A 26,307-nucleotide genomic window follows, 5' to 3' on the forward strand; every position below is an offset into this window, starting at 1 on the left:
ATTCGATAAATCATCGATTATGATTAAAAATTAGAGAAGAAAATGAGAGCATTTAAGCAGGCCCAGCCTGTGGAACTGGATATTGTTGATTTTTCAAAAAAAGGAAATGGAAAAGGTGTTTTAAAACGAGAAGATAAAACCGACCTTTCCATCGAAGTACCTTTTTCTATTCCAGGGGACCGCGTTAAGGCTTCAGTGCTCTTCAAAAAGAGAATGAAGAAGCAACAAGGTAAGCTTGAAGAAGTAATCAAGGCAGCGCCAGTTCGTATTTCTGCAAAATGTGCTCACTTTGCAACTTGCGGTGGATGTCGTTGGCAGCAAATGGGATATGCAGAACAATTGCGACTCAAAGAAGAAAAAATTCGCGCTTTATTTAGTGCTATTTTAACTCCTGATGTCCAGTTTTTTCCTATCATTCCTTGCGATGATCCTTGGCAGTACCGCAACAAGATGGAATTCTCTTTTTCGACAGATTTATCTCAAAATAAATATTTGGGATTAATCATGGATTCAAGCCGAGGAAAGGTTTTTAATTTAACCGAATGCCATTTAACCAATTCTTGGTTTGTAGATGCTTTAAAAGTAACTAGAAACTGGTGGGAGTCTTCTAAGCTCGATGCTTATCACCATTATCGCAATACAGGATCTCTTAGGACTTTGACTCTTCGCGAAGGGCAAAGAACGGGAGATCGGATGGTTATTTTAACTGTATCTGGAAATCCAGATTATGCTTTACACAAGAGTGATTTAGATGCTTTTGTGGCTGGCTTGCGCGCGAGCATTGAATTAGATCGCCCTGAATGTCGTTTGAGTATCTTTTTAAGGATTCATCAAATAGCAAAAGGAATGGCTTCTCAATTTTATGAGATGGTCCTGTATGGGCCAGATCAAATCCGAGAAAAGCTCTATATTCAAAGTCAATCCGAAGAGCAGCCGGTTCCTCTAGAATTTAATATAAGTCCTTCCGCATTTTTTCAACCGAATACGCGCCAAGCCGAACGGCTATATTCGCTTGCACTCCAATTATCCTCTATTTCTACACCCATTACTGTATACGATTTATATTGTGGGACTGGAACATTAAGTATATGTTTATCAAAGTTTGCAAAGACTGTTGTCGGAGTTGAGATTTGTCCAGAAGCTGTCTTAGATGCACGATCGAATGCAGCTAAAAATGGATGTTCTAATGTGCATTTTTTATGTGGCGCAGTGCATGAGCAATTAACCAAAATTATAGAAGAAAATCTTTTTCCTCTACCCGATTTAGTTGTCGTCGATCCTCCTCGAGCAGGTTTGGATCCACATGCTTTGCAGCACTTGATTAAATTGAGTCCAAAAAAAATTTTGTATGTGTCATGCAATCCCCTCACGCAAGTCGATAATATTTCGAATTTAATTTCTCAAGGATATCGTCTTGAGGCTATGCAACCAGTGGATCAATTCCCCCATACAATCCATATCGAAAATATTGCTGTATTAACAAAAGATGAAAATTAGAAGTCTGTTCATAAAAAGAAAAAGAAGTGTAAAATAATCCCTGATTCTATGAAAAAGTCAAATTTCACTCCCGAAGCAGAATTTGGAAGTGTTAAAAATCCGCAATGAAATTTCTTTTTTAGTAGATAAAGCATAAGATATATTTCTTTTTATGAAGGGAGCTTAAGTAGAGAATTAGGAAAAACCATTATGTCATCACTCAAATTTACTGTTCATAAATCTGCAGCTAATTGCCAGGCACGTACGGGGCTATTAAAGACTGCTCATGGCGATATTGAAACACCAGTCTTCATGCCTGTTGGAACTCGAGCCGCTGTCAAAACATTGACCAATCAGCAGTTAATCGATATTGGAGCACAAATCATTTTAGGAAATACCTATCATTTGATGCTTCGACCTAATATGGATATTATGGCAAAAGCGGGTGGTTTGCACCGGTTTATGAATTGGCAACGGCCGATTTTAACCGATTCAGGAGGATTTCAGGTCTTTTCATTGGCTAGCTTAAATCAGGTGGCAAATGAAGGAGTTTATTTCCAATCTCACATAGATGGTTCACAGCTTTTTTTGGGACCCACTGAAAGTATGCAAATTCAAAAGGTGTTAGGTGCTGATATTGTGATGACATTTGATCAATGCTCACCATATCCATGTGAAAGAAGCAAAATGGAGCAAGCTTTAGATCGCACACATCTGTGGGCAAAAGTTTGCCGAGATTTTGAGTTGCAATCCTATCAAAATCTTTTTGGAATTGTTCAGGGTGGGGTTTATCCTGATTTACGCCGCCAATCAGCTGAAATACTAAGCAGCTTGAATTGCGAAGGGTATGCAATTGGGGGATTGGCAGTGGGAGAGCCGAGTGACATTATGAATGAAATAATTGAACATACTGTCCCATGCTTGCCCAATGACAAGCCGCGCTATCTGATGGGAGTGGGAACACCTCGTAACATCATTGAAGCTGTGATGAGGGGAATTGATATGTTTGATTGCGTGATGCCTACGCGCAATGCTCGCAATGGGACTGCCTTTACATGGTCGGGGAAGGTGACAATAAAAGCTGGACGCTATGCGGATGATTTCTCTCCTTTAGATCCGGAGCTCGATTGCTACACTTCTCAATTTTCCAAAGCCTATATTCGACATTTACTGAATGTCGATGAGATTACGGGATTAACTTTAGTCTCCATGCAAAATTTAGCCTTTTATCTTGATTTCATGGCTAAATTGCGGCAAGCTATCCAAAATGATACACTGAATGAATACTATCAAAAAATCTGCGCAATTTATCCTAACTAGCGCGCTAACCCGAAGGGAATTCTCATGAAAAAGCTCCTTTATTTTTTGATCATGGCTCAGATGATGGTAATGGAAACTGGCTTATTAGCTGTCGGAGAAGAAGATCTTCCCCCATCTAGAGATCAAAGTTTTTGGCAAACACTCGTGATGATTGGTGTTTTGCTTATGTGCTTTTATGTCATTCTATGGCGTCCTGAGCAAAAACGCAGAAAAGCGATGGAAGAGCAACGCAGTGCCTTGAAAAAAGGTGATCGTGTTGTCGCGATGGGGATTGTTGGGACAATCGATAAAATTCTGGAGCAGACGGTCATTCTTAGAATGGTGGACGGCTCAAAAATTGAAGTTATCAAAGCAGGTATTACAGAAGTTCTTTCTGGAATACCTGGCGAAGACATTAAAGATGTAAAAAGCGATTAAATATGTTTAAGTGTGGATGTAATCAACGTTGCTAGATCAATATCTGTTGAGTGTTCTTTTAACGTTTTTTGAATCGCTTGTTTGGCTATGGCCTGATTATAACCTAAATGTGTCAGTGCATTCAGCGCGTCTGTAATGGTTTGACTCTTTTCAGAGAAAGGAATCGCAGTCACTAATTCGGCGGCTGGATGTACACCAATTTTTAATTTATCTTTCAATTCTACAATTAAACGCTCGGCTGTTTTTTTGCCTACGCCAGGCACCTTGGAAAGGGTGGTGATATCTTGGCCTTGAATGGCGGCGCTTAATAGTGTGGATGGAAGATGGCCAATCAAGGCGATTGCCGTCTTGGGTCCTATTCCGGATACTGCAAGTAAAATTTCAAAAAGCTCTCTTTCTTCAGCTGAAAAAAAACCGTATAGAGTTTGGGATTGTTCCCGAATCACAAATGAAACATACAGCTGCACATTTTGTCCAATTTGCGCCAGCTTTCCAAAGGTGCTTGTTGGGATAAATATCTTATATCCGATCCCACTAGTTTCAATAACCGCACAGGTGGGGGAAGAAGAAATTAGCATCCCTTTTATATAATCGTACATTATAGGTCCTTTTGAAAATTAAAGCTCGGAAAAGGCTTGTTTGTTTTTGTGTGAATACATGTAGCATAAAGTTAGGGCAAGCGCATCCGCAGCATCGGGAGGTGGCAATTGATTCAGCTGAAATTGACTTTGAATCATGGCTTGAACTTGATGCTTGCTTGCGTGGCCATATCCAACAGCCGCCAATTTAACCTGAGTGGGTGAATATTCGTAAACAGGAATCCGACGCTTTTTGGCAGCAATAATGATGGCCCCTCGCGCCATTCCTAATTTAATTCCACTTTGTGGATTGGCTTTACTTGCAAATTGTGTTTCGACGACAAGCGCATCCACTGTGTGTTGTTCCAGCAAATGTGCGATGCTATCATAAATAATAAGATAGCGATCACTGAGCTTGAGAGAGGAGGGGGGTCTAATACAGCCATAGTCGATAGCAGAAAAATTAAAACCATCAAAAGAGGCGATTCCGTACCCCGTAATGTTTGTTCCAGGGTCGATTCCGATAATTTTCAATGTCTTAGTCAAAAAAAGTATCTCGATGTTTAGAAAATGTGTGATCTTTTAAATCAAAAAGTGAAGGTTGTACCGTTTCTTGGGATTCATGGCTAAATGAGAGCGGAATATTTTTTTCTGTCACTGATGGAGGGAGTAGAGGGGATCCAATCAGAGCCTCCATATTTTTCAGAATGGTTTGCATTTGATTGTGCTTCATTTCAATGGCTTTGAGTTCGTCATTCCGTGTTTCTGCTTTTTGCCATTTTTCGTGCATTTGATGGTACTGTTGTTCCCACTTTTTTGCCTGTTCCTCCAAATGACTTTCGACTTCTTTATGGGAATCGACTTTTTGTTGAAGCTCAACAATTTTTTCTTCGTAATGAAGATGGATTTTTTCCATCTCATGCAAATTTAATTTTTGTTCTTCGTAGCGTTCCTGATACAAAGAAATTTCTTTTACTTTTTTAGCTAGATGCAGCTCTGCAGTTTGTAAGCCTGCTTCAAGCTCTTGCATATGCGCTTGTGCGAGAGTTAGAAGTTCTTTATCTCTCTGTTTTTCATTTGCTTGGGTTTCAACTAGTTGTTGAACGTTTTCAAATTGAATATTTTTCTCTTTGAGAAGTTCCTGAGATAGCTCTAACTGAGATTTGACTGCAAGATGAGCTAGGGTAGCTTGGTCAACATGAGATTGTAACTCGACCAATTCTTCTTGCAGTTGGATAAGCTTTGCATCAATTTCTTTGCGCTGCGCTTTCAGTTGCAGGGAACATTGCATTTCTTTTTGATAATTGGCTTCTAATTCGGTTTTCACACGATGGATTTCAGCAACCTCTTCGCGCAGAGTACGAGCAAGGTCTTTATGTTTATCGAGGTCTTGCTGGATTTGGTGTGCTCTTTGGACAGCATGGTTCTTTTCTGTTAAAGCTTCTTGCAAGAGGTTTTCTTTTTCTTTAAGCTCTCTTAAATTTTGCTGAAAAGATTGATTTAGCTCGTTTTCTAACCGATTTTTTTGAACATTTTCACTGTGAAGAGTTTGTATCTGTTGAGCTTGTTTTTCGGCTTCGAGAACGCGATTCTTTAATGTCGAAAATTGATCGCGTAATGCAGATACTTCTTCTAGGGCCTCTGCTTTAGTTTGCTGTTCTTCTGAGAGAAGAATCTTAAACTGTTCTTTCTCATGGGAGAATTCTTGGATATATTCCTGAGATTTTTGGTAATCTTCTTTGAGTTGTTGTGCTTCTAAATTGGCTTCTTCTAATCTTTCTCTAAGAAAATGGATTACTCTGTCTAATTGTTCGGCATGCTTGTGGCTTACTGCTAAGCGTTCTTCAACCCCATTTTTGTCTTTTTGTGCATGTGCTTTTTGAAGCTGTTTAAGTTGACTATTTTCTTCTTCAAGCAAGGCGAAGCTTTCATCGTAATGCTCTAGTTGCTGAAGTGCGAGTTCAAGCTTTTGTTGGATTTCCAATTGCTCATTTTCATATTTTACAACAAGCTGCTGGAGAGAGAGTAAATTCTTTAATTTGGATGCATTACTTTCTTCATCTTGATCTAAGCTAGGACGTGCCTGTTCAAGATCATAAACGCGCTGTTTTTGTAGAGAAAGGTCTTCCAAGAGACTTTGTATTTCTTCTTCTGTATATGTTTTTTTACTCAACTCTAGACTCCATGTAACGTCTGCAACTTTTTGGAAAGATAAGGATTTACGCATAGAAGATCAATCGAAAAGGAACAGAAAGGGGAGTTGTTCGATTTGGCTAATTTTGTTAAGCTTATCTTTTTTTTCATTATTCAGGAAACTTTATGTCTATTATCGATTCCCAATGGCCTTCTGAAACTCCACACAATATCATTATCCGGATGCCAAATTGGTTGGGTGATCTTGTTATGGCAACCCCTATTTTGGCTGATTTGCGACATAAATGGCCAGAAAGTAAGATCACAGTCATGTGTCAAGCTAACGTGGCGCCTCTTCTAAAAAATGACCCCCATATTGATGAAGTTTTTAGCTATCATCGTCCAAGTGGATGGATCCATCGTAGCCAACATCTTGCGATTATAGAAAAGCTACGTCAGGGAGAATATGATTTAGGCCTTTTACTGACAAATTCTTTTTCTTCCGCCTGGTGGTTTTGGCGTGGAAAGGTGCAAAATCGGATTGGATTTGAGGGAAATTTACGTCGTTTTCTATTGCAGAAGGCTGTGCCTTTTCCAATTAATCGAGAATCTCAACATTTAGTCATTACTTATAAAATGCTTTTGCTGCCGTTGGGGATTCCAGTTTCTAATACCGTTCCCAAGCTTTATGTGACAAACCAAGAGAAAAACAATGCCTTAGAAATTTTATCGCGCAATGGTTTGGATTCTTCTCAGCAGATTTTGATTGGGATTAATCCGGGGGCTGCTTATGGTTCTGCTAAATGTTGGCTGCCAGAACGATTTATTGCAGTCACTAAACGCTTGCTAGAAGATCCTAAGGTTACAATTTTATACTTTGGCGATCAAGCGGGAGCTTCGCTTGTCCATCAAATTTGTCAACATTTTCCAGAGCGTGTGCTGAATATGGCAGGAAAGACATCTATTCGAGAGTTGATGGCACTCATGCAGGAATGCGCGGTTATTTTGACAAATGACAGCGGACCGATGCACATGGCTGCAGCATTAGGCATTCCCCTAGTGGCTCTATTTGGATCCACAAGTCCCATTAAAACAGGGCCCATGCCTCAAGGAAAAGTGATTCAGCATCCTGTGGAATGCTCTCCTTGCTATAAACGGGTTTGCCCGATAGATTTTCGATGCATGAAAAAGATTGAAGTGGAAGAGGTCTATCAAGCGGTTCGACAGCAAATCCCTCATAGAGAATAAGTTTTAATGGAATTTAAACAATTTGATAATCCTTCCCTGCATCGATGGTTTTTGGAGCATAAAAGGGATCTTCCTTGGCGAAATACATCAGATCCCTATGCGATTTGGGTTTCTGAAGTCATGCTACAACAGACTCAGGTTGCTGTTGTAATTCCATACTTTGAACGGTGGATGACCCAGTTCCCTACGATTGCAACCTTGGCGGAAGCTCCATTGGATCATGTCATTAAAGCTTGGGAAGGCTTGGGTTACTATTCTCGGGCTCGTCATTTACATGAAGCCGCTCAGTTTGTGCTACTTCACTGGGAGGGTCAACTACCCGATCGTGAAGAGGACTTAAAAAAAATCAAAGGTCTTGGTCCTTACACAATTGGGGCAATTCTCAGTTTTGCTTTTCACCAAAAAAGAGCGGCCGTAGATGGAAATGTGATGCGTGTGCTTACACGCTATTTTAACATGACTGATGATATCAGCAAGCCCAAAACTGTGCAGATGCTTCGCCAAATGGCTTTATCGATTCTCCCTGAGGATGCCCATTGGATCACCAATGAAGCTTTAATCGAACTTGGAGCGACAATCTGTAAAAAGAAGGCGGAATGTCAGGCTTGCCCTTTGAGCTCTTCTTGCTTAGCCTATCGTTCTGGAACAGTATCTGAGCGGCCCGTTAAGTCTGCTAAAGTCAAAGTAGAAAAACTTTTTCGAATGGTTCCGATTATTCAATATGAACAAAAGGTACTTGTGAAAAGAGGTAAAAAAGGGGAGATTATGTCAGATTTATATGAATTCCCTTACTTTGAAAAAAATCTTGAAAGTATTCATATTCAAGAGCTTAAGGAAATAATCTCGCATGAATTCAGGCTTAATGTCACACACATTTTTTCTATGGATGCCGTTACACATGGATTTACGCGCTTTCACGTGACACTATTTCCAGAATTTTTTCAAGCCTCAAGTTTAAGCCTTGTTGAAGGGTATCAGTGGCTAGAAATGACAGAATTAGAAAAATTGGCTTTTTCTTCCGGGCATAGAAAGATTATGAACAAAATAAAATAATTTATTTGTGTTTGCGTCGGAATAAATTAAGGATATGCTTATCTTTTTCATCTCTGCCAGGCTCACTACGATCGATAAGCTTAATGTAATTATCAAATTGCTTGGTAATGGATTTAGGGCTTTTTTTGTGAATTTCAATCTGCCTATTTTTTAATTTATTAACGATTTCAATCGCTCTATCTTTGTCTAATGTTAATAAATTATCATGATTCTGGTTACAATATTTTGCAATTGTACTGGCTATTTTATCAGAAGGTATTTCTCTTCGAAAAAAATTGGCAATTTTTCTAAATCGACCAGGTGGTTTTGTTTCTAATTTTTTTTCTGCAAAATCAAATAGAGTATTTAATTTATCATGAAATATATTCACGGAACTCTCTTTTTTATTATAATCTGAGATATTCATAAAACCCCCTCTTTAATCTAAAATTAATTCTATCACATAAATTAATTTGAGATCAATTTAGTTCTTTTAATCCAGTAGTCTTCTCCGTAATTAATTGTTAATTCTGAATTAGAGAGAATAGGAAACAACGTTATAAAAACTAAGTGAAGGAGATGGCGATCCATGACCCAAAGTGGCTTTAAATTGGGTGTATCGCTGTGATTGACGAATCGAAGCAGGTTTCCTCCTTCGGAAGCATCGATCACCGTATAGTTCCATGAGAAATAACGGGTGGGGTAATGCACGCAATAAGCATTCGGATTGGGTTGGCGGCGCAATAGTCGGCGAACCATGCCTGTGTATTCACCAAGGATTGTATTTTCTTGTAGGGGGGCAGTTGTGTAAACCCCGTGGCCTATTAGAGGATCGATCCATTTAATCATTAAAGAAGGATGTACTTTCAGATCAAGATTGATTTTAAATGGGTTATGGATTAATTGAGCATTTTTTTTAAGTAGGTGACTTAAAAGCAAAGGAACATGTTTTAGGGTATCGCATAAATCTTGGTAGTTTTTAAATCTTAAACTGGAAAAATGAGAGATACGGAAGTGTTTTTCAAATTCGATAGAAGTTAGTTTTATAGAGTGGGTGCCATTTTTTGGGAAAATTTTGATTCTTTCTTGTTGGCCATTAGACAGTAAGCGAGCCCCTTCAGTAAATCCGAGTAATTGGCAAAGTTCTAGGGCAGTGAAACCATGGGGATCACGCGCATGCCGTTCTTCGGGATGGGAGACAAGCTGTTGTTCCAAGGTGTGGATGTCTTGTTGAATAACGGCTTGGCAAACGGGTGGAATGTGTAAGGGCACTTCATAAACTGGGGTTAAAGAAAAAGGGAGGCAACAGCCTCCCTACCATTTTAATCATCGCTCATAGTCGATTTTTATCTAGCGCCGGCTCTTTTAGTAGGAAGCTTTGCTGTTGGTCTTTTGAAAGACATTGGGCGGGCTTTAGCTGTTGTTTTTTTAGCTTTTGATGCTGGTTTTGCATGTGCTTTTGTCGCTTTTGCTTTAGGAGCTTTTGCAGCAGCATGTTTAGGCGCAGCATGTTTAGCAGCCGCTTTTGGCTTTGCAGCTTTAGCAGCGGGTTTCTTTGCGCGGCCTTTTGTGCCTTTTTCAGACTGAATCGATTCTTTACGATACAATTTTGCAATTTTCTCAAGTTTTACTGTTCCAGTACGAACACGTTGAGAAGCAGCTTTGTTGCCACCATCAGCTTTTTCAAGATCTTCAGCGATTTGTACAAGCAGATGCTTCATATTTTTTGTTGTCTCTTTCAACGCCATGCGGATTCTCCTCCTTAAATTTAGAGTTCATGACAATTAACTGAATATTTACTTTTGGATATATTGTGCAACATTTTTTTTACAAAGGTAAAAATTTTGAAGCAAAAAAAACCTGAAAAGGGGTTACTCTTTTATTCTTATTCTTCCAAAAAAAGAATTTAAGAATATGTTTAAAGCCATTTCTTGTCATAGTCAAAAGGCTAAGAAACATCTTGGAAAAGAATAGTTGCTCATCCGACGCTACTTAAAAAATAGACGGTTCACCGAAAGGTGATGATCCAGAAATCTTACGAGGTTATTGCTTGAGGCAAAAACGATCCTTAAGAAGGCTACCTAGAACCCTTTTCTCCTTCAAATTAGCGAATTCGAAGATTAAAATCCAATTTTCTTATACATTTTTATCAATGATTGCTAAGAGAGGAATCTTTATTCAGAATTGGGCATCGTGTATTCTTGGAAGAAATTTTGGAATTCGCGTTATGTTTTTTATTCATGTATTGTGTTCATTTCTTATTGTGAAGCTATTTTTACCGGCTTTTATGGCAGGCGAAAATCATGTCGTTTTGCAAACGGATCAAGAATTACATGCCATCTTGGCTTTGCAATCGAAAGGGGATGAAGACAAAAAACAATTGGCTGATGAATATTTTGACGCGACACTTTTTAAGCAGGCCATTCCTTTTTATCGAGCGGCTTGGGATAGAGAAGGAGATCAATACGCGGAATCTCTCCCAAGTGGAGAAGAGAACGTCCTTCAAAAGCTTGTCTTTTGTTATTACATGGAAGGGAAGTTCTCTGAAATCATCAAGCTTTTGGAAAATCAATCCGTTCAGGACCCCTTTCTTACTTATATGCTTGGCAGTTCTTATCGGCATTCTGATGACTATGAAAATGCGAAGACTTGGCTGCAAAAGTTTTTGGATTTTCAGCCGAAGGGACAAGGGCCATCAGCAGAGGATGCACGATTTGATTTAGGACTTACTTATTTCTTGGAAGGGAATTATGCGGGTGCCGAGTCCCATTTTTTAACTTTACTTACGGCAAAAAATGCCGCTCTAAAAAATGCTTCTCGTTTAAATTTAGCTAGAATAGCTTTAGCTAAACAGGATTATCCGCGTGTAGAAGCTCTGCTCAGCTATTTTGATGCAGATCTTGAAGTGGAGCGTGCTTTGCAATTGGAAGCCTCCTACTTACGTGGAAAGCTTGCTTTCTCTCTTAAAGATTATTTTCAAGCTGCTCGCCATTTTGAAAGCGCTCTTCCAGCTAAAAAAAGGCATTTAATGAATTGGTATCAAGATACGTTATACCATTTAGGGTGGTGCTATTTAAAGATTGGAAACGAATCCGCCCAAAATCTCATTTTTTGCCAGCAATCTTTGGAAAAAGCAGAAATCCTCTTTCAGCAATTGTCCGAGGTTTGCAAAGAAGAGCAGGTTTATCTATCCATTGGGCTTTGCCATTTGATTAAAGCTTCCCTTTTAAAAGACGCTACGGCCTATCAGCGAGCGGAGGAGGTTTTATCTCGAAAAGAGTTATTCTCCCCTCTAGAGGGACAAATTCGGGCCTTGCGGTTGAGAGCGGAAATGGCTCCGACGTTTCGATTGCGAGAAAAATTTTATCGAGAATTAACTAGTGATGCTTATCAGGAAAATCCTTTTTTTGCTAAAGGGTGGTATTTAAGAGCGGAGAATTCTTTAGAGCAGGCTGCTGTGCTTGCAAAGGAAGGACATTCGGCTGAGGCAAATGGCTTGTTTCAACAAGCTGCTTCTGAATTTGCGCAAGCTTTTGAGTTATTAAAGGCTCTCGATAAAAGGCAGGCGGCCGACGCCATTCGCAATCATTTACAAGCTTGCTATTTCCAAAATCAAAAAGAGATCCGGCTGGGCGCTCTTGATACGTTAGACAAATTGATTCACCACCATCGTGATATCTTAGAGGCTTTTGATCATCCTGATGAAGTTTTTTACCTAAAAGCTCTGATTGCTATGCAAATTGCATTGTTAGATGGTGATACTGCATATAAAGATTTGGCTATACGTACTTTACTGTCTCAGTTTAGAGGTTTCCCTCATGGAACCTATGCAGACAAGGCACATTATTTGTTGGCATGGATTTACTACGAAGATCAAGACCTTCAAAGAGCCAAAGATGAATTTCTTTTATTAGCTCAAGCATGCGATCGGTCTTCCTTAGCAGGAAGTGCTCTTTTTTTTGCGGCTGCTTGCTCTGACCAATTAGGAGAAGATAGCCAGATAGGAAAAAAATATCGCCTGCAAGTTTTGGATAAATATCCAAATTCTTCTCATGCTGCAGAAGCCTATTTTACTTTGTATACCTATAGAGAATATTTGCAAGGCGATAAATTAGCGGTCAAACATCTCCAAGGATTCTGTGAAAAATATCCGACTTCACCACTCTTATTAAACGCCTATTTTCTCATTGGATTAGACCATAAAAGAGATCGTAAAACAGATGATGGAAAATGGATTAGAAAAAAAAATCTCAAAAGCGCAATTGATGCTTTTCAGGAAATCGAAACCCATTTTAACGAATTTCAAGAGCAAAAAAAATTTTCTATTGAAGAATTTAAGCACTATCTTTTGCTATACTACAAAGCTAAACTAGAAAAAGCTTTTGCTAACTTGCGCATAGCGGAATCCTCGCAAGGAGCAAAAAAAACCATTTATATTGAATATGCGGCAAATGTTTTTAAAGAGTTGATCCAGGAAATCGAAGAAAAACAACATTTAAGTATTTTGGCTCCAGGTGATCCATTTCCTTTGTTACAAGAAGAAGCTTACCTAGGCTTGGCGCAGGCTTACATAAAAGGGGAGCAAGACTTCTTAGCTAATCAGCAGTTGACGCGCATGTTAGAAAAGTATCGAGCAACCAAAATCACGCGAGGTTACTTTTTATCTCGCGTATGGTATGAAAAAGGGTGTTTAGCTCAAAAACATGCCCAAACTAAAGAAGCCCTTTCTTACTTTAAATTGGCAGAAGATGCCGGGAAAGGAAAAGTACTAAGCTCAGAACAAAAGCTTTCCTTATGGATTGAGCAAAGCATGTGCTATCGACAACTCAATCAACTGGATGATGCGATGCTGTTGCTATCCAAAGTCATTAACTCAGACGTCGCCTCTGGTTTACGCTTGAAAGCTATGTTTTTGCGATCTGAAATGTACGAATTACAGGGACGCCAAGAATTAGCTAAAAAACAGCTCGAAACGATAGTCAAAAAAGGTGGCGATTGGTCTTCAAAAGCAAAAGAGAAATTGGAAAAAGAATATGGATTGGACTAATGAACTTCTAGCCTCCTCCTTTTATGGAGGATCGGGTTGGAATCTTATTTTTATTGTGATTGCATGCTGCTCTTTAGTTGGAGTCACGATTTTTATCGAAAGGCTTATCCATCTCCATCGGTCGGAGATTGATACAAATCAATTTATCATCCATTTACGCAAGATTATTCAAGATGGAAATATTGTAGAAGCGATCCAGTATTGTGAAGATACGGGGGGGACTATTGCAAATATTACTAAGGCGGGATTGGCAAAACATAATCGTGATAAAGATCAAATTGAAAATGCGATGGAAATTTCTGGGCTAATTGAAATTGCACATCTAGAAAAAAATGCAAAAATCCTTTCGATCATTGCACATATTGCACCTCTTATCGGACTTTTGGGAACTGTTTTAGGATTTATTCAGGCTTTTTCCGAAATGAGAATGAGCGGGCTTGTCGATATTTCCGCCACTCGAATTGGTGAAGCTATGGAATATGCTCTCGTGACTACCGCTGCAGGTCTTGTTGTCGCGATTCCCTGTGTTTTAGCTTATAACTATATTGTCAGCCGTGTGGAAGGGTTCGTTCTAGAAATTCAGACGACCTCTGCTGAAATTGTGAGTTTACTCATGGATCAAAAAGAGAATCCTTATTATTAAGTGTTGATTTTCAATGATTTTTAAAACAAATCTTAAGCATTCTCATAATTTAATTGATCTGACGCCATTGGTGGATGTTGTCTTTTTGATGCTGATTTTTTTTATCATTACTTCAGACATCCTTCCATTGAAATCCTTAAATATCCAAAATCCTGTTTTAGAAAAAGATTCCATCCCTTTAACAACGCAACTCCTGGTTGTTTTGGATGCTCAAAACGTGCTTTATGTGGGATCGAAAAAAATGATCATTGATTTGTCATCTTTAAAAACGACGCTTCAGGAAGAACTAAGGCTCATGCAGGCTCAGCATCCTCAACATATTCCCACAATTGTTTTAAGTGTAGATAGGCGAGTTGATTATGGATCTTTTCTTAAAATGTTTTCCATTGCTCAGGAATGTTGTCCACAAATTCGCTTGGTCTATAAACCCAATGATTCCGATCCAACAGAATACTTGTAAGCTTCATGTTAAAATTAGAAAAAATTGGTGCAGACAAACATATTCATGTCTCGTTGCGTGAGAAGGATGCTTTTTGGAGTCCCGCTTTTAGGAAGGCGTTTTGCATTGCTTTTCTTTTTCATATGCTGGCTTTTGGTTTATTTCGTGTACAACCCTTTAAAATTAAAGGGAGTCAACTAAATTTCCCTCCTGCCGTTGTAAATGTAGATTTTGAAGTCGATAAAGATGAAAATTTGGCGATTGCGTCTATTGAATATGAAAAAAAAATGGATTGGTTACAGCCGATTGCTTCGACTCCTCTTTTTCCGGAGCTCTCCTACTCGCAGACAATTCAGAGCAATCCTTCAATGGATGAACAAGTTCCTTTGCAAAATGCGAAGACTCCAACGACCATACATCCTGTTTTTTGGGAAGAGTGGGGAGAGGTTTCGCCTTCATACAAAATGGACATACAACTTGTAAGTAAGACAGGGATGATTGAGTCAAATGCGAAAGATGTTATGGAAAAGTATGCACAACAATTGTGTCGCTTCTCCTCTTGTTATTTGAGTTACCAGATCTATATAGATCCCTTAACAGGTCACTTGGTATATTGGAATCTGTTGGATTCTCATCCACTTAATCAAAAAAATATTCTTGTTTTTGTTGAAAAGCTTTTGACTCAATTTCAATGTTTTATGGATAAGAATGAAAAGGGAATTTTGCAGGAAGCGATCCTAGAATTTTCGTTAATTTCCTGTTGTTCGGATGAAAGCATAACGGAGGATCTTTGTGATTGAACTGTCCCCCACAATGGCAATTATCATCTATCTTGCACTGACCCTGTCGACTTTGCTTGGCATATGGATTTTTTATCATTATAAATCGCGCGCAAAAAAGGTGGTGTTATCCGAAAAAAAATTATTTGTTTGTGAATACTGTCATTTCGCCTATCTCGACCGAATAGAAAAAAGAATAACACAGTGTCCTCAATGTCAATCGCTAAACGAACATCGGTAACTGGTTAGCTAGCGCGAAAATTTGAAAATTCGAAATGTAATTTTTAAATTTATTTGGAGCTATTATGCAACCGATATCGAAAGTTTGTCATGAATGCGAATTGCACTTCTCAGGGATTGTTGAATTTCATAAAAATAACGAGGGGCCCTTAAAATTAGATCAACCCCTGATTCTGAGGTCTCTTAAAGAAGCTCTCAGAGAAAAAAAAGGTCCTGCAGCAAAAAGTTTTGCGGCATCAGACTTTGCATCACCTAGAAAAATCAAAAACAGAAAAGTTCTTGAGGAATCCTTTAAGAGCCTCATTCACAATGCGGCTAAGAGAAATACAAAAAGTTTTATTTCGACAGATTTTGAAAAAGAACATCCAGATAAAAAAATTAAAGCGACAGAAAGAGAAAAAGAAGAGCCTTTTAAAAGTTCTAATGAAGCCTCTTTTAATCAAAAAAATCCAGATTATAAAAGGACTAACGCCGAGCATGCTCATCTTATCGAATATATCAGTGAAATGATCAAAAAAATTCACCTTCTCTCGTTGAGTTCTCTGATGTGTGGGGAAGCAAAATATGCCAAAGCAGCCCATCAGCTAAAGGAAAATCTGTCTCTGCTTCCGCTGGTCCGCAAGTTTGATTTAATCATTCTGGAAATTGATTATATTTGGAAATTATTTAAGGAAGGGCTTTTTATTCAGGATTGGAAAACAAACCAAGATTTTATTTATCAAGAATTGGTGAGCAATCCTTTTTTTATAAGGCTTTACGAAACAAAAGGTGTTTCCGAATTTTTTTATCCCTTGGTATCCATTCGATCTTTTTTTGCATCTTCTAGCGTGGATCGAGCGTTCGATCGCTACGAATTAGTCCAAAAAATGAAAAAGTTTTATGAGCAACTTCCTATCCCTGAAAGGATGGATCCTCATCTAGAGAGCGAGGGCTCACTGGGTCAGCAGCAGACAACTTTGGCAAAAAAGAGCAAAGAAGGCTATTCCACAACAAAAACTCCACAAACACAATCGAGCAAATCAAAGAGAAAAAGATCTTTATCAACTCCTCGAAAGAAAAGCGAGGCTTTAGATATAGAGAATATAAAAAAGGAAGCTTTGTCTTCGCCAGAGCCGAGTCCAACGGGAAGTCTATTTTCTTCTTCCGAATCTTTTAGTTTCAGTATTGCTTCACATAGAAGCTCGAGTTTTTGTGATAGCTCAAGCTCACATACAGATGAAGGAACCTCAAGCGATTCTGAATTTTCTTGTTCAGAAAGATTTTCTTTTGATGAAAGTTCTTGCACCGAAGATGAAGCTTCAGAGGGGCTCGTAGATGAATTTTTACGAAGAACCACCAGAAAAAAAACGGCTTTTTCGAAGAGTCGGATTATTAGCCAAACAAGGCTTTCTCGCAGAGAGCATAAAAATCTGGAATTCACTGCAAAAGCTGGTTTTTATTTAGAATGCCTCGAAAATAAAGAACTTTGTTCAAGAGTCGTGGAAATTATCCAAACCGCTTTCAAGTTTCCTCTTTCAGCAGTTTATTTAAAAGAAGGCCTTGGAAAAATGGAGGAAAAGGGTCCTGGAAAAATAAAAATCATCAAAGCGATTCCTCACCATCTTTTGGATAAAGATAAAAGAAAGCAGAGACGGCAAATTCTAAGAATGCTGGAAAGAATCCAAAGAAGAGAAGGGATTTTTTCCTCACAAGAAAAATAGGAAAGAATCGATCGATTGTCTATACTTTTAAGCAAACAAAAGATGAAAATTAAAAATAATCTCCTTTCTTTAAAGTAAGGCTATGCAAAAACTTAAAATGTGGAATGAAAAAGCTTCTTTTACTGAAGCTGAAAAAGAATGGGATCAGGGCGCCTTAAAAGCGGCGCAAGAAAGTCCGGTTCAGGGTTTAAAAAAGTTGCCTTCTATGCCAGGAATTACTCCAGATACTGCAAAAGGTTTAAAATGGAAAAGTCTCTGTTGGATGATTAAGCATGACAGCGACAGAAAAATTTTACGCGGTTTTTTGCGCCATCCTCTAAGGCATGCATGGAATTACTTGAAATCGCTTTTACAAGATAAACCTTATAAACGGGAAAACGATTTTTTTCTCTATGGAATTCCATCTTTGGATGATTTCAATCAGCTGTTGAAAAAAAAGGATACATTATTAGTTGTCGGATTTTCTTACTGCCATAAACCTTTCGAATGTCCTTCGGGTCGTTTTACAGCCGATTGCCAACATGATGCTTCTAATCCCGTCTGTAGGCAATGTTTTATTGGGAAAGTGATGAATGCTCTCCCTGATCAACATACGATGGGCTTTGCAATCCCTACCATACATTACATTGGGGGAAAGATCTTTGAATTAATGGCACAGTATCCAGAGAAACAGCTCATCTTTATGATTACAGCATGTGAGATGACTCTTCAAATGTTTGGAGACTGGGGAAACATGGTGGGGATCCAAGGCATTGGAGTGCGATTGGATGGAAGAATTTGCAATACCATGAAAGCCTTTAAATTATCGGAAGAAGGTATCAAACCAGGTTTGACCGTCGTTTTAGATGACACCAAAGCCCGGATGATGCAATGGGTAGCTGAAAGAAGAAATGCCGAACTTGACCCATAAGGTCAAGCCGGCTAAGTAAAGGCTATTTAGACTTTTTCGGAGATAATTTTTTTATTGCATCTTGGATTGCCGCGTTATCAAGATAAGTCTCTTGAGTCCAAGCCGTGAATATTTCCAATCTTCTAGGTGTCAATGATTTTTTAAATTTATCTTTTTTCAATATTTTGATTACAAGGTCTCCAGAATCTTTCAAATGTTGAAGATAATACGCTCTTCTTTTTTCATCTTTAAAATCTAAACAAGCTAAGATAAATGTTTTGCAAAATTCTGTATTTTCATCATTTGTAAATGATTTTATGAACATTTCTTGAAAAGCCTTTTTTGTATAATAATGCTTCAGTATTCTTCGCATATACACAACTTGCTCATCAAGTTTTAACGACAAAGCACCTTGGCTTACATTGTAAAAGGCCATCATCGTGGAATTTTTTGCAAGCAGTGCTTTTAAGAAACTTTTTAGATTGTCGCTTGATGAAAGAGTTTCAAAAATAAATTGGATGGATGCAAGTGGGAGTTCCTTTCCAAATCCTAAGGCGTCATAATGTCCCAAGTCTTCTGTTTTAAATGCTTTTATTTTTTCTTTAAAATTATTTTTGCTTGATTTAGTTAATTTTTGAGACAAAAAGGCAAAATCTTTGCTTAGTGCTACGGATTTTTGCATAAATTCAACTTTTTCCAGATTAGCTGAAATGGGAGATGGCGCGGCATTTTGAATGAGAGTTCCCTCAATAGGAGGAAGAGGGGGTACGGGTGGTGCTTCAAGCGGCATTTGAGATTTGCGTTTTGGTGGTCTAAGAATCGTTGCTTTTCCATTTACAGGTTCATTTTCTTCAAGCTTAGAAACTGAAGTTCCCGAAGCGTCTGACTCATCCTCTACGTGAATTGTATTATTTTCAGCTTGTGCAGAGCTCATGCTTGTAGAAGTCGGATTGGGAATTTGCTGAGGTTCGACTTTAACATCTGGTATAACGTTCACTGTTGGTTGGGTGACTTTGGTTTCAGATGCTTCAACATCTTCTGCTGCATCTATATTGATAGGAGAGGGTACTTGTATTGGCTGCGGCTCTTTTCCATCGGTTGGAATGCGCATGACTTTTGTCGGACTTCCTACTGGATTACTCGTAGGATAAACGACTTTGGTCTCAGGAGATTCTGTTTTTACAGTAGACTGAGTATTTGTTGCAACTTTAGTTTCAGAAGCCATTTTTTTTGCGAGGCTTCCATTTACAGGGGCGCTAGTGGATTGAATGGCTTCAGTCTCAAGAGCCTTGTCCGGTGTAGAGGGGGATGTTTGAGTAGGCTGAGGTTTTATTCTAGCAACTGGGGATTGCGCTGTTTTTACTGGTTGAGTACTTTTTGTTGGTGAACCAGAAAAAGAAGAGATTAATTCCTTTACGGATGGTTTTTTGTTTGTTGCTGATAGGGTTTGTTGTGCCTTTGGCTGAACGACCTCGGTCGGTACAGAAGGAACGAATTCTGTGCGAGTGTCCTTTGGAGAGGTTGGAGGCTCAGCTTCTAAAGAGGGCGTATGCATTACTTCAGATTCAGCTTCTCTGGTTTCTTCCCCTCTATTTTGGACGGCAGGAGTAGCTTCTTTTGTGAGAGATGCTGCATTTGATGGCTCGACGACAGCCTCTGGTTGCGCATGTTGAGCTTCTATCTCTTGAGGATTTGTTGCCTCAACGGATGCGGAGGAGGCAACTGATGGTGTGCTTGAGGGTTCTGTAGAGAATACTGGCTGCTGAATTGAAGCTTGTTCTTCTGCAGTAGGACTTGGAGCTTGTTTAACAGATTCTTTGGTCTCAGTTGATTGAGCTTCGACTTCTTCATCTTCCTTTTGGTCTGTTTCTTCCGGTCTTTCAGTTTCAGTAGCTGAATGCACATCGGGTACAGAAGGGGATTCAGGGTCTTGAGTTGTTGGCTCTGTTGTTGTTTTAGTATCAGATTTTGGTGGAATCTCTGTTTGATTTTGTGCAGATTCGCTTGCTGGCTGATCTTCTGCTTGCTTTTTTGTTTCCGTATTTGGGGTTTCGGAAGGCTTTTTTGGTTGCCCAGGAGATGGATTGCCGAGAGTTTTCCCTATATCCTTGATTTTTGTAAGGATGCCGTAGGACGTTGTTAAACCATAACCAGAGAAAAAATTCTGAATGGCTGAGAAAAAACGTCTAAACCAAGATCCTTTTTTTAGCTGAAATTGATTGGCAACATTTGCAAGCCTCTGGCGCTCTTCCTGGGAGTTTTCGGTATTACGAATATGCTTGTGTAAGTGATAGAGTTGACGAACTGTGGATACTTTTTTATCTGATTTTAATGTTGTGTCTTTAGCAATAACTTGAAAGGTTTTACCGCGATAAACGAGTATTTTATCGGAAGTCTGAACATTTTCATTAGAGGGAGCGAGCTGCAAAAAATGTGAAATACCAATGAGGGGTTTGCTGGGCATATTAAATCCTATGTTATTTAGAATTGTTATGATTTTTACTTAAAGCTAAGCATTTTAACGAAATGACTTATTTAAATTCATAGATTTGTTGAGGAGTGTTGATGAGGAAGTGAAGGATTTCTCTCCTTTGTCTACGTTTCAGGAGGCAAAGGAGAGAAAAAGAAAAAGATTAGGCTTCTTTTTTCTTTTCTGTGAAGTAATTATGCCATTTACGAAATGGTTTGTGAGGATTTTGATCGTGATAAGGGCGAACTCTTGGAGCGTCTTTGCATGCCTCCTTACAGCAACCTGCTAATTCCAATAGGCAATCAGAACAGCAAATAAACAAATGGTTGCAATCCATATTTGCGCAGTTGTAATAAGATTCTGCTGAAACACCGCAATGGTGGCATTTTGCGATCACTTCGGACTCTTCCTCACTGATGGGAACTGTCATCCTGTCGTCAAATACAAAGAGCTTTCCTTTCCAATGTGAAGAACCTTCCTGAAGACCATAATTAATGACTCCCCCATGAAGTTGGTAGACTTTTTCAAATCCTTTTTCTTTTAAAATGGAGGAGTAAAGCTCACATCGTATCCCACCTGTACAATACATCATGACCGGCGTTTTTTTTGGATCGACTTGTTCTTTTAGGTTGTCAGAATATCCATCAAAATCGCGAAAAGTTTCGCAAGGAGGGAGTTCTGCATTTTCAAAATGACCAACTTTCCACTCATAATCGTTGCGCACATCAATCAAAATTTTGTGTTCTTGGTCTTCTAGCATTTCACGCCATTTTTTGGGGGAAACGTGTTCTCCTCGCAAGTTTAGATTAACGGCTTTGTCGTATGCGACTAGGTTTTTTCTATATTTAACACTTTTTCGAGGAAAAACATGCTCATGATGTGTATGCAGTTTAAATTCAACTGTTGCAAAATCGGGTTTGGCATGCAACCAGTTCATGTAGGCTTCAGCATCTTGGTCGGAGGCGCTCATCTGCCCGTTGATACCTTGTTCGGAGATGTAAATACGAGATGAAACGTCTCTGTCTTTAAAAAATTTTTGGTGAGATATCACTTCTTCTCGTGGATTTTCTAATGGAGTGAAATGATAGTAAGCTAAAACATAATACGGCATGGCAAATCGTTGGGTTTAATTAAAAATGAAGATGAGTATAGATTAAAGTTGTCTTTTTTTCTAGTCATTCAAAGCGTGCCATTTTTTTTCAAACCAAAGAGACCAGGGTGTTTCCAAATGATGGCCGTCCTTACAATATTCATAAAACAAACGAATAAACTCGGCTCTTTGCTCGGCATGTTCATGCTTCCAAAAATGATCGGACGGTAAAGAAAGAATATTGATTCCCCCCAATGCTTCATGTCTTTTGACGATATTTTCAAGAGAAACTTTTGTGGCATTTTTGACGATATCATACATCACTAGGAAGGTCGTGGTTCTTCCCTGTCCAGCTGAACAATGGAAATGTAACCATGTATCGGGCGAAAGTGTTTTAACAAATTCAAGAAACTGGTCGATGATTTCATCTGTAGGGCGGCAATGATCCGTTACAGGAAGTCGCAAGTAATCGACATTAAGCGAGTGGGCAAGCTCTTCTTCTGTAAAAATGTCACGTGGAAAAAGAAGCACAGGGTATGTTTTTTGTTTATAGGCGACTAAAAAAGGTTGTTTTCCACTTTTAGAAAGTTTTTGTAGTTGATCATCCTCGATTTGATCAAGCGTTTTACCGCGGTTGCTCCAGCCTCTTGTTCCATACCAACTGACTGCATCACCATTAATAAAACCGTGCGATTCTTCGCGCAGATCAACAATTGTCACTTTATTCGTGGGGAGAATAGATAAGATCTTTTGTAGGGAATTTGCACAAAACTGAGCGCTTGCCGAGGCATTTAAATCTGACAGATGATCAGAGTTTATGGAAGGGGCCAATTCTTGATGGCAAATACGAAAATGACGTGGCATTTCATCTTGATTAGACATATTGACTAATAAAAATGAGGCCGTGGATTTTCCAATCAGCGGGTAAATGAAAAAGAAAAAAATAAAAATCACTGCAGTGATATAAAAAACTTTAAGCATGCAAAATCCAAGGCCCAAAAACAGTTTAAAAATATGGATCCAATTTTCTAACTTTTTAAACACAAAATGTTAGGTTAGAAACATGCGCTGGTCCACGTTTAAATTAGAGAAAATATATAACACGCAAACTTAAAGATTTAATAAAGATACCTTCATTCATTTTAGCAAAATTGGCTAGGAGGAAATCGGTGGAAGAAAACGAAAGAATATGCGATAATAAGAGTAGAGATAAAAAGACGCTCCGACTTGTTCGGATTTTCTCATTCACTAAAATAAGGGGAGAATATGGCAGAACAATTAAAATATTTAGATGATAAAAATTTTCAAGAAACCATTTCTAAGGGTGTAACCTTAGTTGATTTTTACGCAGATTGGTGTGGTCCTTGCCGTATGATTGCTCCTGTGATTGAACAGCTAGCCACAGAAATGGACGGAAAAGCGACGATCGCAAAGCTTGACATTGAAAATGCTCAGGAAACCACAGCGGATCTTGGAGTCACTTCTATTCCAACCATCATTCTTTTTAAAGATGGTGCAGAAGTTCGCCGAGTTGTTGGCTTAAAAGATATTGATGCGTTGCGACAGTTGATCACAGCCGCTCTCTAACGATTTTAACCTCTTTTGAAATTGAACTCGATTTTCAAAAGAGGTTATTCTTTTTTAAATCCTTGTTGTCTCCATGCTTCATAGACGCCTATTCCTACTGATGTTGCTAAATTCAAGCAACGCACACCAGAGACCATAGGAATTTTCACACAACGATTCGGCCATTTGTTTGTAATCGATTCGGGCAGTCCATGTGTTTCAGCGCCAAAGATAAGTAGATCTTTGGGTTGATAGCTTACATCTGTGTAGTTTTGTGTGGCATGGCTTGAAAAGAAATAGAAATTTTCAGAGGTTCTGTCTAACAACTCTTCAAGATTGTCTAGAACCTGAACATTGACACCTTCCCAATAATCGAGCCCCGCCCGTTTTAGCCAGCGATCAGTTATGGAAAAGCCGAGGGGACCAATTAAGATGAGATTTTGTCCCGTTACAGCACAAGTACGTACAACATTCCCTGTATTTTGAGGAATTTGAGGTTGGAAAAGAACAACAGCCACGCAATTAAACCTTAAAAAAGAAAGGCAGCTATTGTGAAATAGCTGCCTAGCAATATGAATGAAACTTAGCGAGAATTTTTGTCTGAATTTTCATCAGAAAAATCAGGTAAAGGCTTGGATTTGTCTTCCGCACTGTTATCTGATTTAATCACTTCAACGTCAAAAATGAGGAGTGAGTTTGGAGAAAGATGTCCTGAAGTGCCGTAGCCTAAATCAGGGTGCACGAACAGTTTACGTTTTTCCCCTTCTTTCATCCCTAAAATACCTTTGCTAAAGCCTGGTATTGTTTGGTCTAGAGGTACTGTAATAGGGCCTCCAGTGTCATCTGAGCTTCCGAAAACGGATCCATCAATATACTTTCCTGTATATTTAACAAGAGGAGAAGCATGTTCTGTGACTGTTGGCTCATGGCCTGCTTCGACGATCACATACTGAAGCTTGCCTGGCTCAATTTCCACGAGATTTGCTGTTTTGAGGTTATCCTTTAAAAACTGATTAGCAGCCTTTAAATTTTCACTCGCTAGCTCTGTGTAAGCCTTTGCTTGCAACTGAGTCATCATTGTTTCGTATTCTTGATCTGTCAATGGTGACGGTTTATTGGCTGCCCCATCTCGCATTCCTTTAATGATGCTTTCGAGATCGAACTTAATGCCTGGAGCATTCAAATTACGACCAATAAAGTTACCGAATGCTTCAGAAAGTTTCATGATGTCGATCTCTTGAGGAGCTGCTTGCGCAGGTTTAGACTCCTGTTGAGTTGCTGTTTGATCAGCAGAAAGAGCACCAGCTTGAAGAAATAGGCTTGATAGAGCAACAAGAGCCCATATGCGACTTTTCTTAATCATAAATAAATTTCTCCTCCTAATTGGAAATAAAATCAATCTTGTACTTTAGGCGATCCGCGAAATTCTGTCAAAAAAATCAGTGTTTCTTTTCTTCTTCGACGGAAATTCCGAGTTCATGCAGCTGCTTTTTTACCACCAAAGAGGGGCATTCGAGCATAAGGTCACTGGCTTTTTGTGTTTTAGGGAAAGCAATGACATCTCGAATGTTATCTGTACCTGTTAGGAGCATGACCAAACGATCCAATCCTAATGCCAGACCTAAGTGAGGAGGTGTTCCGAAGCTTAATGCTTCAAGGAAAAATCCAAATTTTGTTTTGAGTTCTTCGGGTGTTAATTTGAGCTTTTCGAAAATCTTTTGCTGCAATTCACTGCTGTGAATCCGCTGAGAGCCGCCTCCAACTTCATACCCGTTTAATACGAGATCATATCCGGAAGAGCGCATTTTTAAAGGATCTGAATCTAGCAAATGCAAATCTTCTGGAAGAGGGGATGTAAAGGGATGATGTTCGCTTTCTAAGCGCTGTTCATCTGGATTCCAATTAAATAAAGGGAAATCTCTTACCCACAAGAATCGATAGGTATTTGAAGGAATCAGATTGCGATCTTTTGCAATGCGCCGACGTAGATGGTCGAGAGCTTGGTTAGTGCTTGATTTTTGATCAGCCACCATGAAAATTAAATCACCGTTTTCAACCTGCAACCGTTCGATCAGTTGTTGTTGCTGTTCAGGTGTAAAGAATTTGACAATATTAGAGGTTAATGTGCCTTCTTGCATTTTCATCCAAGCTAATCCATTGATTCCAAAACGTCCGACAAATTCTGTATAGGTTTCAATTCCTTTGCGCGTTATGTCAGAGCCGCCTTTAACGCAAATCCCCTTAACAGTTCCGCCTTCGCGAAGCTGATCAAGAAATACAGAAAAGCTAGATCCTGCCACAATGTCGTCAAGCGTAGAAAGTGTCATTTCAAAGCGCATGTCCGGTCTGTCGCAGCCATATTTTTCCATGCAAATGGCATGAGAAAGTGTTTCAAATGAGGAGGGGATCTCAATGGAGCAGCATTCTTTAAATAGCGTTTGTATGAGGCCTTCAATGATTGGAATGAGAATATCTGGTGTTGCAAAGCTCATTTCGAGATCGATTTGTGTAAACTCGGGCTGTCTATCTGCACGAAGGTCTTCATCTCGGAAGCAAGGGGCGATTTGAAAGTATCGATCCATTCCCGCAACCATTAAGAGTTGCTTAAAAATTTGAGGCGATTGAGGAAGCGCATAGAAACTTCCCGGGTGAACGCGAGAAGGAACCAGATAGTCACGAGCCCCTTCTGGAGTGGATTTTCCAAGAATAGGAGTGGAAATTTCGAGAAAACCTCTTTGGCTGAGATAATTGCGCGTAGTGAGCATTGCTTTATGTCTAACAATGAGTTTTTCGGCCACATCGCCTCGGCGAATATCCAGATAGCGGTACTTTAAACGGAGTTCTTCATGCACTTCAATCGATTCATCACAAATAGAGAAAGGAGGAGTTTTAGCGGTAGACAAAACTTCAATATGGTCTACAACAACTTCGATGTCTCCAGTTGCTAATTTGGGGTTTTTCATATCAAGCGTACGTTCGATGACGTGACCTTGAATAGAAATGACCCATTCCGAACGCAGTTTTTCACTCACAGCATGAGCTGCAGCATTCGTTTCTGGGTCAAATACAAGTTGAGTTAAACCATAGCGGTCGCGTAAATCGATGAAGATAAGACCTCCATGGTCACGACGACGATGAACCCATCCCGAAAGGATTACGGAGGTGCCTGTATCTTCTTGACGCAATGACCCACAATCGTGGGTTCTAACAAAATTAAACATATATCTCCTGAAAATCGAC

General features: G+C 39.2%; 24 protein-coding genes. 12 read left to right on the forward strand and 12 right to left on the reverse strand.

Going from position 1 to position 26,307, the window contains the following annotated elements; translation table 11 throughout:
- Positions 1-42 precede the first annotated feature (42 nt).
- The 3 genes from rlmD (at position 43) to yajC (ending at position 3,213) form a co-directional block, all read left to right on the forward strand.
- Positions 43-1,497, forward strand: a complete 1,455-nt coding sequence (rlmD, locus tag AOM43_RS07800; protein ID WP_059359765.1) for a 23S rRNA (uracil(1939)-C(5))-methyltransferase RlmD — start codon at positions 43-45, stop codon at positions 1,495-1,497.
- 189 nt (positions 1,498-1,686) lie between these two features.
- Entirely contained in the window at positions 1,687-2,796 is a 1,110-nt protein-coding gene (gene tgt, locus AOM43_RS07805) for a tRNA guanosine(34) transglycosylase Tgt (protein WP_059359767.1), read from the forward strand.
- 69 nt (positions 2,797-2,865) lie between these two features.
- Positions 2,866-3,213 (forward strand): preprotein translocase subunit YajC, encoded by a 348-nt coding sequence (yajC, locus tag AOM43_RS07810; protein WP_369508926.1) that lies wholly within the window; start codon positions 2,866-2,868, stop codon positions 3,211-3,213.
- On the opposite strand, the gene ruvA is transcribed toward yajC, so the two are convergent.
- Genes ruvA through AOM43_RS07825 form a run of 3 tightly spaced genes read right to left on the reverse strand, consistent with a single transcriptional unit; the run spans position 3,210 to position 5,964 of the window.
- Positions 3,210-3,812 (reverse strand): Holliday junction branch migration protein RuvA, encoded by a 603-nt coding sequence (gene ruvA / locus AOM43_RS07815; RefSeq protein ID WP_059359773.1) that lies wholly within the window; start codon positions 3,810-3,812, stop codon positions 3,210-3,212. The genes yajC and ruvA overlap by 4 nt on opposite strands.
- A gap of 18 nt (positions 3,813-3,830) precedes the next feature.
- Positions 3,831-4,337, reverse strand: a complete 507-nt coding sequence (ruvC, locus tag AOM43_RS07820; protein ID WP_059359775.1) for a crossover junction endodeoxyribonuclease RuvC — start codon at positions 4,335-4,337, stop codon at positions 3,831-3,833.
- A complete protein-coding gene (locus AOM43_RS07825) occupies positions 4,330-5,964 on the reverse strand; it encodes a coiled-coil domain-containing protein (RefSeq protein ID WP_226987449.1) in 1,635 nt (544 codons plus the stop codon). The genes ruvC and AOM43_RS07825 overlap by 8 nt, the downstream gene beginning before the upstream one ends.
- A gap of 146 nt (positions 5,965-6,110) precedes the next feature.
- On the opposite strand from AOM43_RS07825, the gene waaF reads away from it, so the two are divergent.
- Both waaF and mutY read left to right on the forward strand, forming a co-directional pair.
- Entirely contained in the window at positions 6,111-7,172 is a 1,062-nt protein-coding gene (gene waaF, locus AOM43_RS07830) for a lipopolysaccharide heptosyltransferase II (RefSeq protein ID WP_006342562.1), read from the forward strand.
- Positions 7,173-7,178: 6 nt separating this feature from the next.
- Positions 7,179-8,225, forward strand: coding sequence for an A/G-specific adenine glycosylase (gene mutY / locus AOM43_RS07835; protein ID WP_006342561.1), 1,047 nt, complete (start codon positions 7,179-7,181; stop codon positions 8,223-8,225).
- Between the two features lies 1 nt (position 8,226).
- On the opposite strand, the gene AOM43_RS07840 is transcribed toward mutY, so the two are convergent.
- The 3 genes from AOM43_RS07840 to hctA all read right to left on the reverse strand — a co-directional run bounded on the left by AOM43_RS07840 (position 8,227) and on the right by hctA (position 9,952).
- Positions 8,227-8,631, reverse strand: a complete 405-nt coding sequence (locus AOM43_RS07840; protein WP_013925622.1) for a hypothetical protein — start codon at positions 8,629-8,631, stop codon at positions 8,227-8,229.
- A 41-nt stretch (positions 8,632-8,672) separates the two neighbouring features.
- Entirely contained in the window at positions 8,673-9,476 is an 804-nt protein-coding gene (locus AOM43_RS07845; protein ID WP_006342559.1) for an SET domain-containing protein-lysine N-methyltransferase, read from the reverse strand.
- Positions 9,477-9,550: 74 nt separating this feature from the next.
- A complete protein-coding gene (gene hctA / locus AOM43_RS07850; RefSeq protein ID WP_006342558.1) occupies positions 9,551-9,952 on the reverse strand; it encodes a histone H1-like protein HctA in 402 nt (133 codons plus the stop codon).
- A 479-nt stretch (positions 9,953-10,431) separates the two neighbouring features.
- Between hctA and AOM43_RS07855 the strand changes: the two genes are divergently transcribed.
- The 6 genes from AOM43_RS07855 (at position 10,432) to AOM43_RS07880 (ending at position 17,962) form a co-directional block, all read left to right on the forward strand.
- Positions 10,432-13,251 carry a tetratricopeptide repeat protein gene (locus AOM43_RS07855; protein WP_161792762.1) on the forward strand — a complete coding sequence of 940 codons (2,820 nt, stop codon included), beginning with the start codon at positions 10,432-10,434 and terminating at the stop codon, positions 13,249-13,251.
- Positions 13,238-13,894 (forward strand): MotA/TolQ/ExbB proton channel family protein, encoded by a 657-nt coding sequence (locus tag AOM43_RS07860; RefSeq protein WP_006342554.1) that lies wholly within the window; start codon positions 13,238-13,240, stop codon positions 13,892-13,894. Before AOM43_RS07855 ends, AOM43_RS07860 begins: the two co-directional genes overlap by 14 nt.
- A 13-nt stretch (positions 13,895-13,907) precedes the next feature.
- Positions 13,908-14,354, forward strand: a complete 447-nt coding sequence (locus AOM43_RS07865; RefSeq protein WP_006342553.1) for an ExbD/TolR family protein — start codon at positions 13,908-13,910, stop codon at positions 14,352-14,354.
- A 5-nt stretch (positions 14,355-14,359) separates the two neighbouring features.
- A complete protein-coding gene (locus AOM43_RS07870; protein ID WP_013925620.1) occupies positions 14,360-15,133 on the forward strand; it encodes a hypothetical protein in 774 nt (257 codons plus the stop codon).
- A gap of 284 nt (positions 15,134-15,417) precedes the next feature.
- Positions 15,418-17,052 (forward strand): hypothetical protein, encoded by a 1,635-nt coding sequence (locus AOM43_RS07875; protein WP_059359779.1) that lies wholly within the window; start codon positions 15,418-15,420, stop codon positions 17,050-17,052.
- An 82-nt stretch (positions 17,053-17,134) separates the two neighbouring features.
- Positions 17,135-17,962, forward strand: coding sequence for a hypothetical protein (locus tag AOM43_RS07880; RefSeq protein WP_059359781.1), 828 nt, complete (start codon positions 17,135-17,137; stop codon positions 17,960-17,962).
- A 22-nt stretch (positions 17,963-17,984) separates the two neighbouring features.
- On the opposite strand, the gene AOM43_RS07885 is transcribed toward AOM43_RS07880, so the two are convergent.
- The 3 genes from AOM43_RS07885 to AOM43_RS07895 form a co-directional block, all read right to left on the reverse strand.
- Positions 17,985-20,405: a hypothetical protein gene (locus AOM43_RS07885; RefSeq protein WP_059359783.1), complete on the reverse strand. Its 2,421-nt coding sequence runs from the start codon at positions 20,403-20,405 to the stop codon at positions 17,985-17,987.
- A gap of 169 nt (positions 20,406-20,574) precedes the next feature.
- A complete protein-coding gene (gene trhO / locus AOM43_RS07890) occupies positions 20,575-21,522 on the reverse strand; it encodes an oxygen-dependent tRNA uridine(34) hydroxylase TrhO (protein WP_059359785.1) in 948 nt (315 codons plus the stop codon).
- Positions 21,523-21,582: 60 nt separating this feature from the next.
- A complete protein-coding gene (locus AOM43_RS07895) occupies positions 21,583-22,482 on the reverse strand; it encodes a phosphatase domain-containing putative toxin (protein WP_226987450.1) in 900 nt (299 codons plus the stop codon).
- Positions 22,483-22,767: 285 nt separating this feature from the next.
- Here AOM43_RS07895 and trxA point away from each other — a divergent pair, with 285 nt between their 5' ends.
- Entirely contained in the window at positions 22,768-23,088 is a 321-nt protein-coding gene (gene trxA / locus AOM43_RS07900; protein ID WP_006342546.1) for a thioredoxin, read from the forward strand.
- Positions 23,089-23,132: 44 nt separating this feature from the next.
- On the opposite strand, the gene AOM43_RS07905 is transcribed toward trxA, so the two are convergent.
- The 3 genes from AOM43_RS07905 to aspS all read right to left on the reverse strand — a co-directional run bounded on the left by AOM43_RS07905 (position 23,133) and on the right by aspS (position 26,288).
- Positions 23,133-23,585: a tRNA (cytidine(34)-2'-O)-methyltransferase gene (locus AOM43_RS07905; protein ID WP_006342545.1), complete on the reverse strand. Its 453-nt coding sequence runs from the start codon at positions 23,583-23,585 to the stop codon at positions 23,133-23,135.
- 65 nt (positions 23,586-23,650) lie between these two features.
- On the reverse strand, positions 23,651-24,430 hold the full coding sequence (locus AOM43_RS07910) for an FKBP-type peptidyl-prolyl cis-trans isomerase (RefSeq protein WP_006342544.1): 780 nt from the start codon (positions 24,428-24,430) through the stop codon (positions 23,651-23,653).
- Positions 24,431-24,506: 76 nt separating this feature from the next.
- On the reverse strand, positions 24,507-26,288 hold the full coding sequence (aspS, locus tag AOM43_RS07915; RefSeq protein ID WP_013925617.1) for an aspartate--tRNA ligase: 1,782 nt from the start codon (positions 26,286-26,288) through the stop codon (positions 24,507-24,509).
- Positions 26,289-26,307: the final 19 nt, after the last annotated feature.

Origin of the sequence: Parachlamydia acanthamoebae, from assembly GCF_000875975.1 — a bacterium.
Taxonomy (GTDB): Bacteria; Chlamydiota; Chlamydiia; order Chlamydiales; family Parachlamydiaceae; genus Parachlamydia; species Parachlamydia acanthamoebae.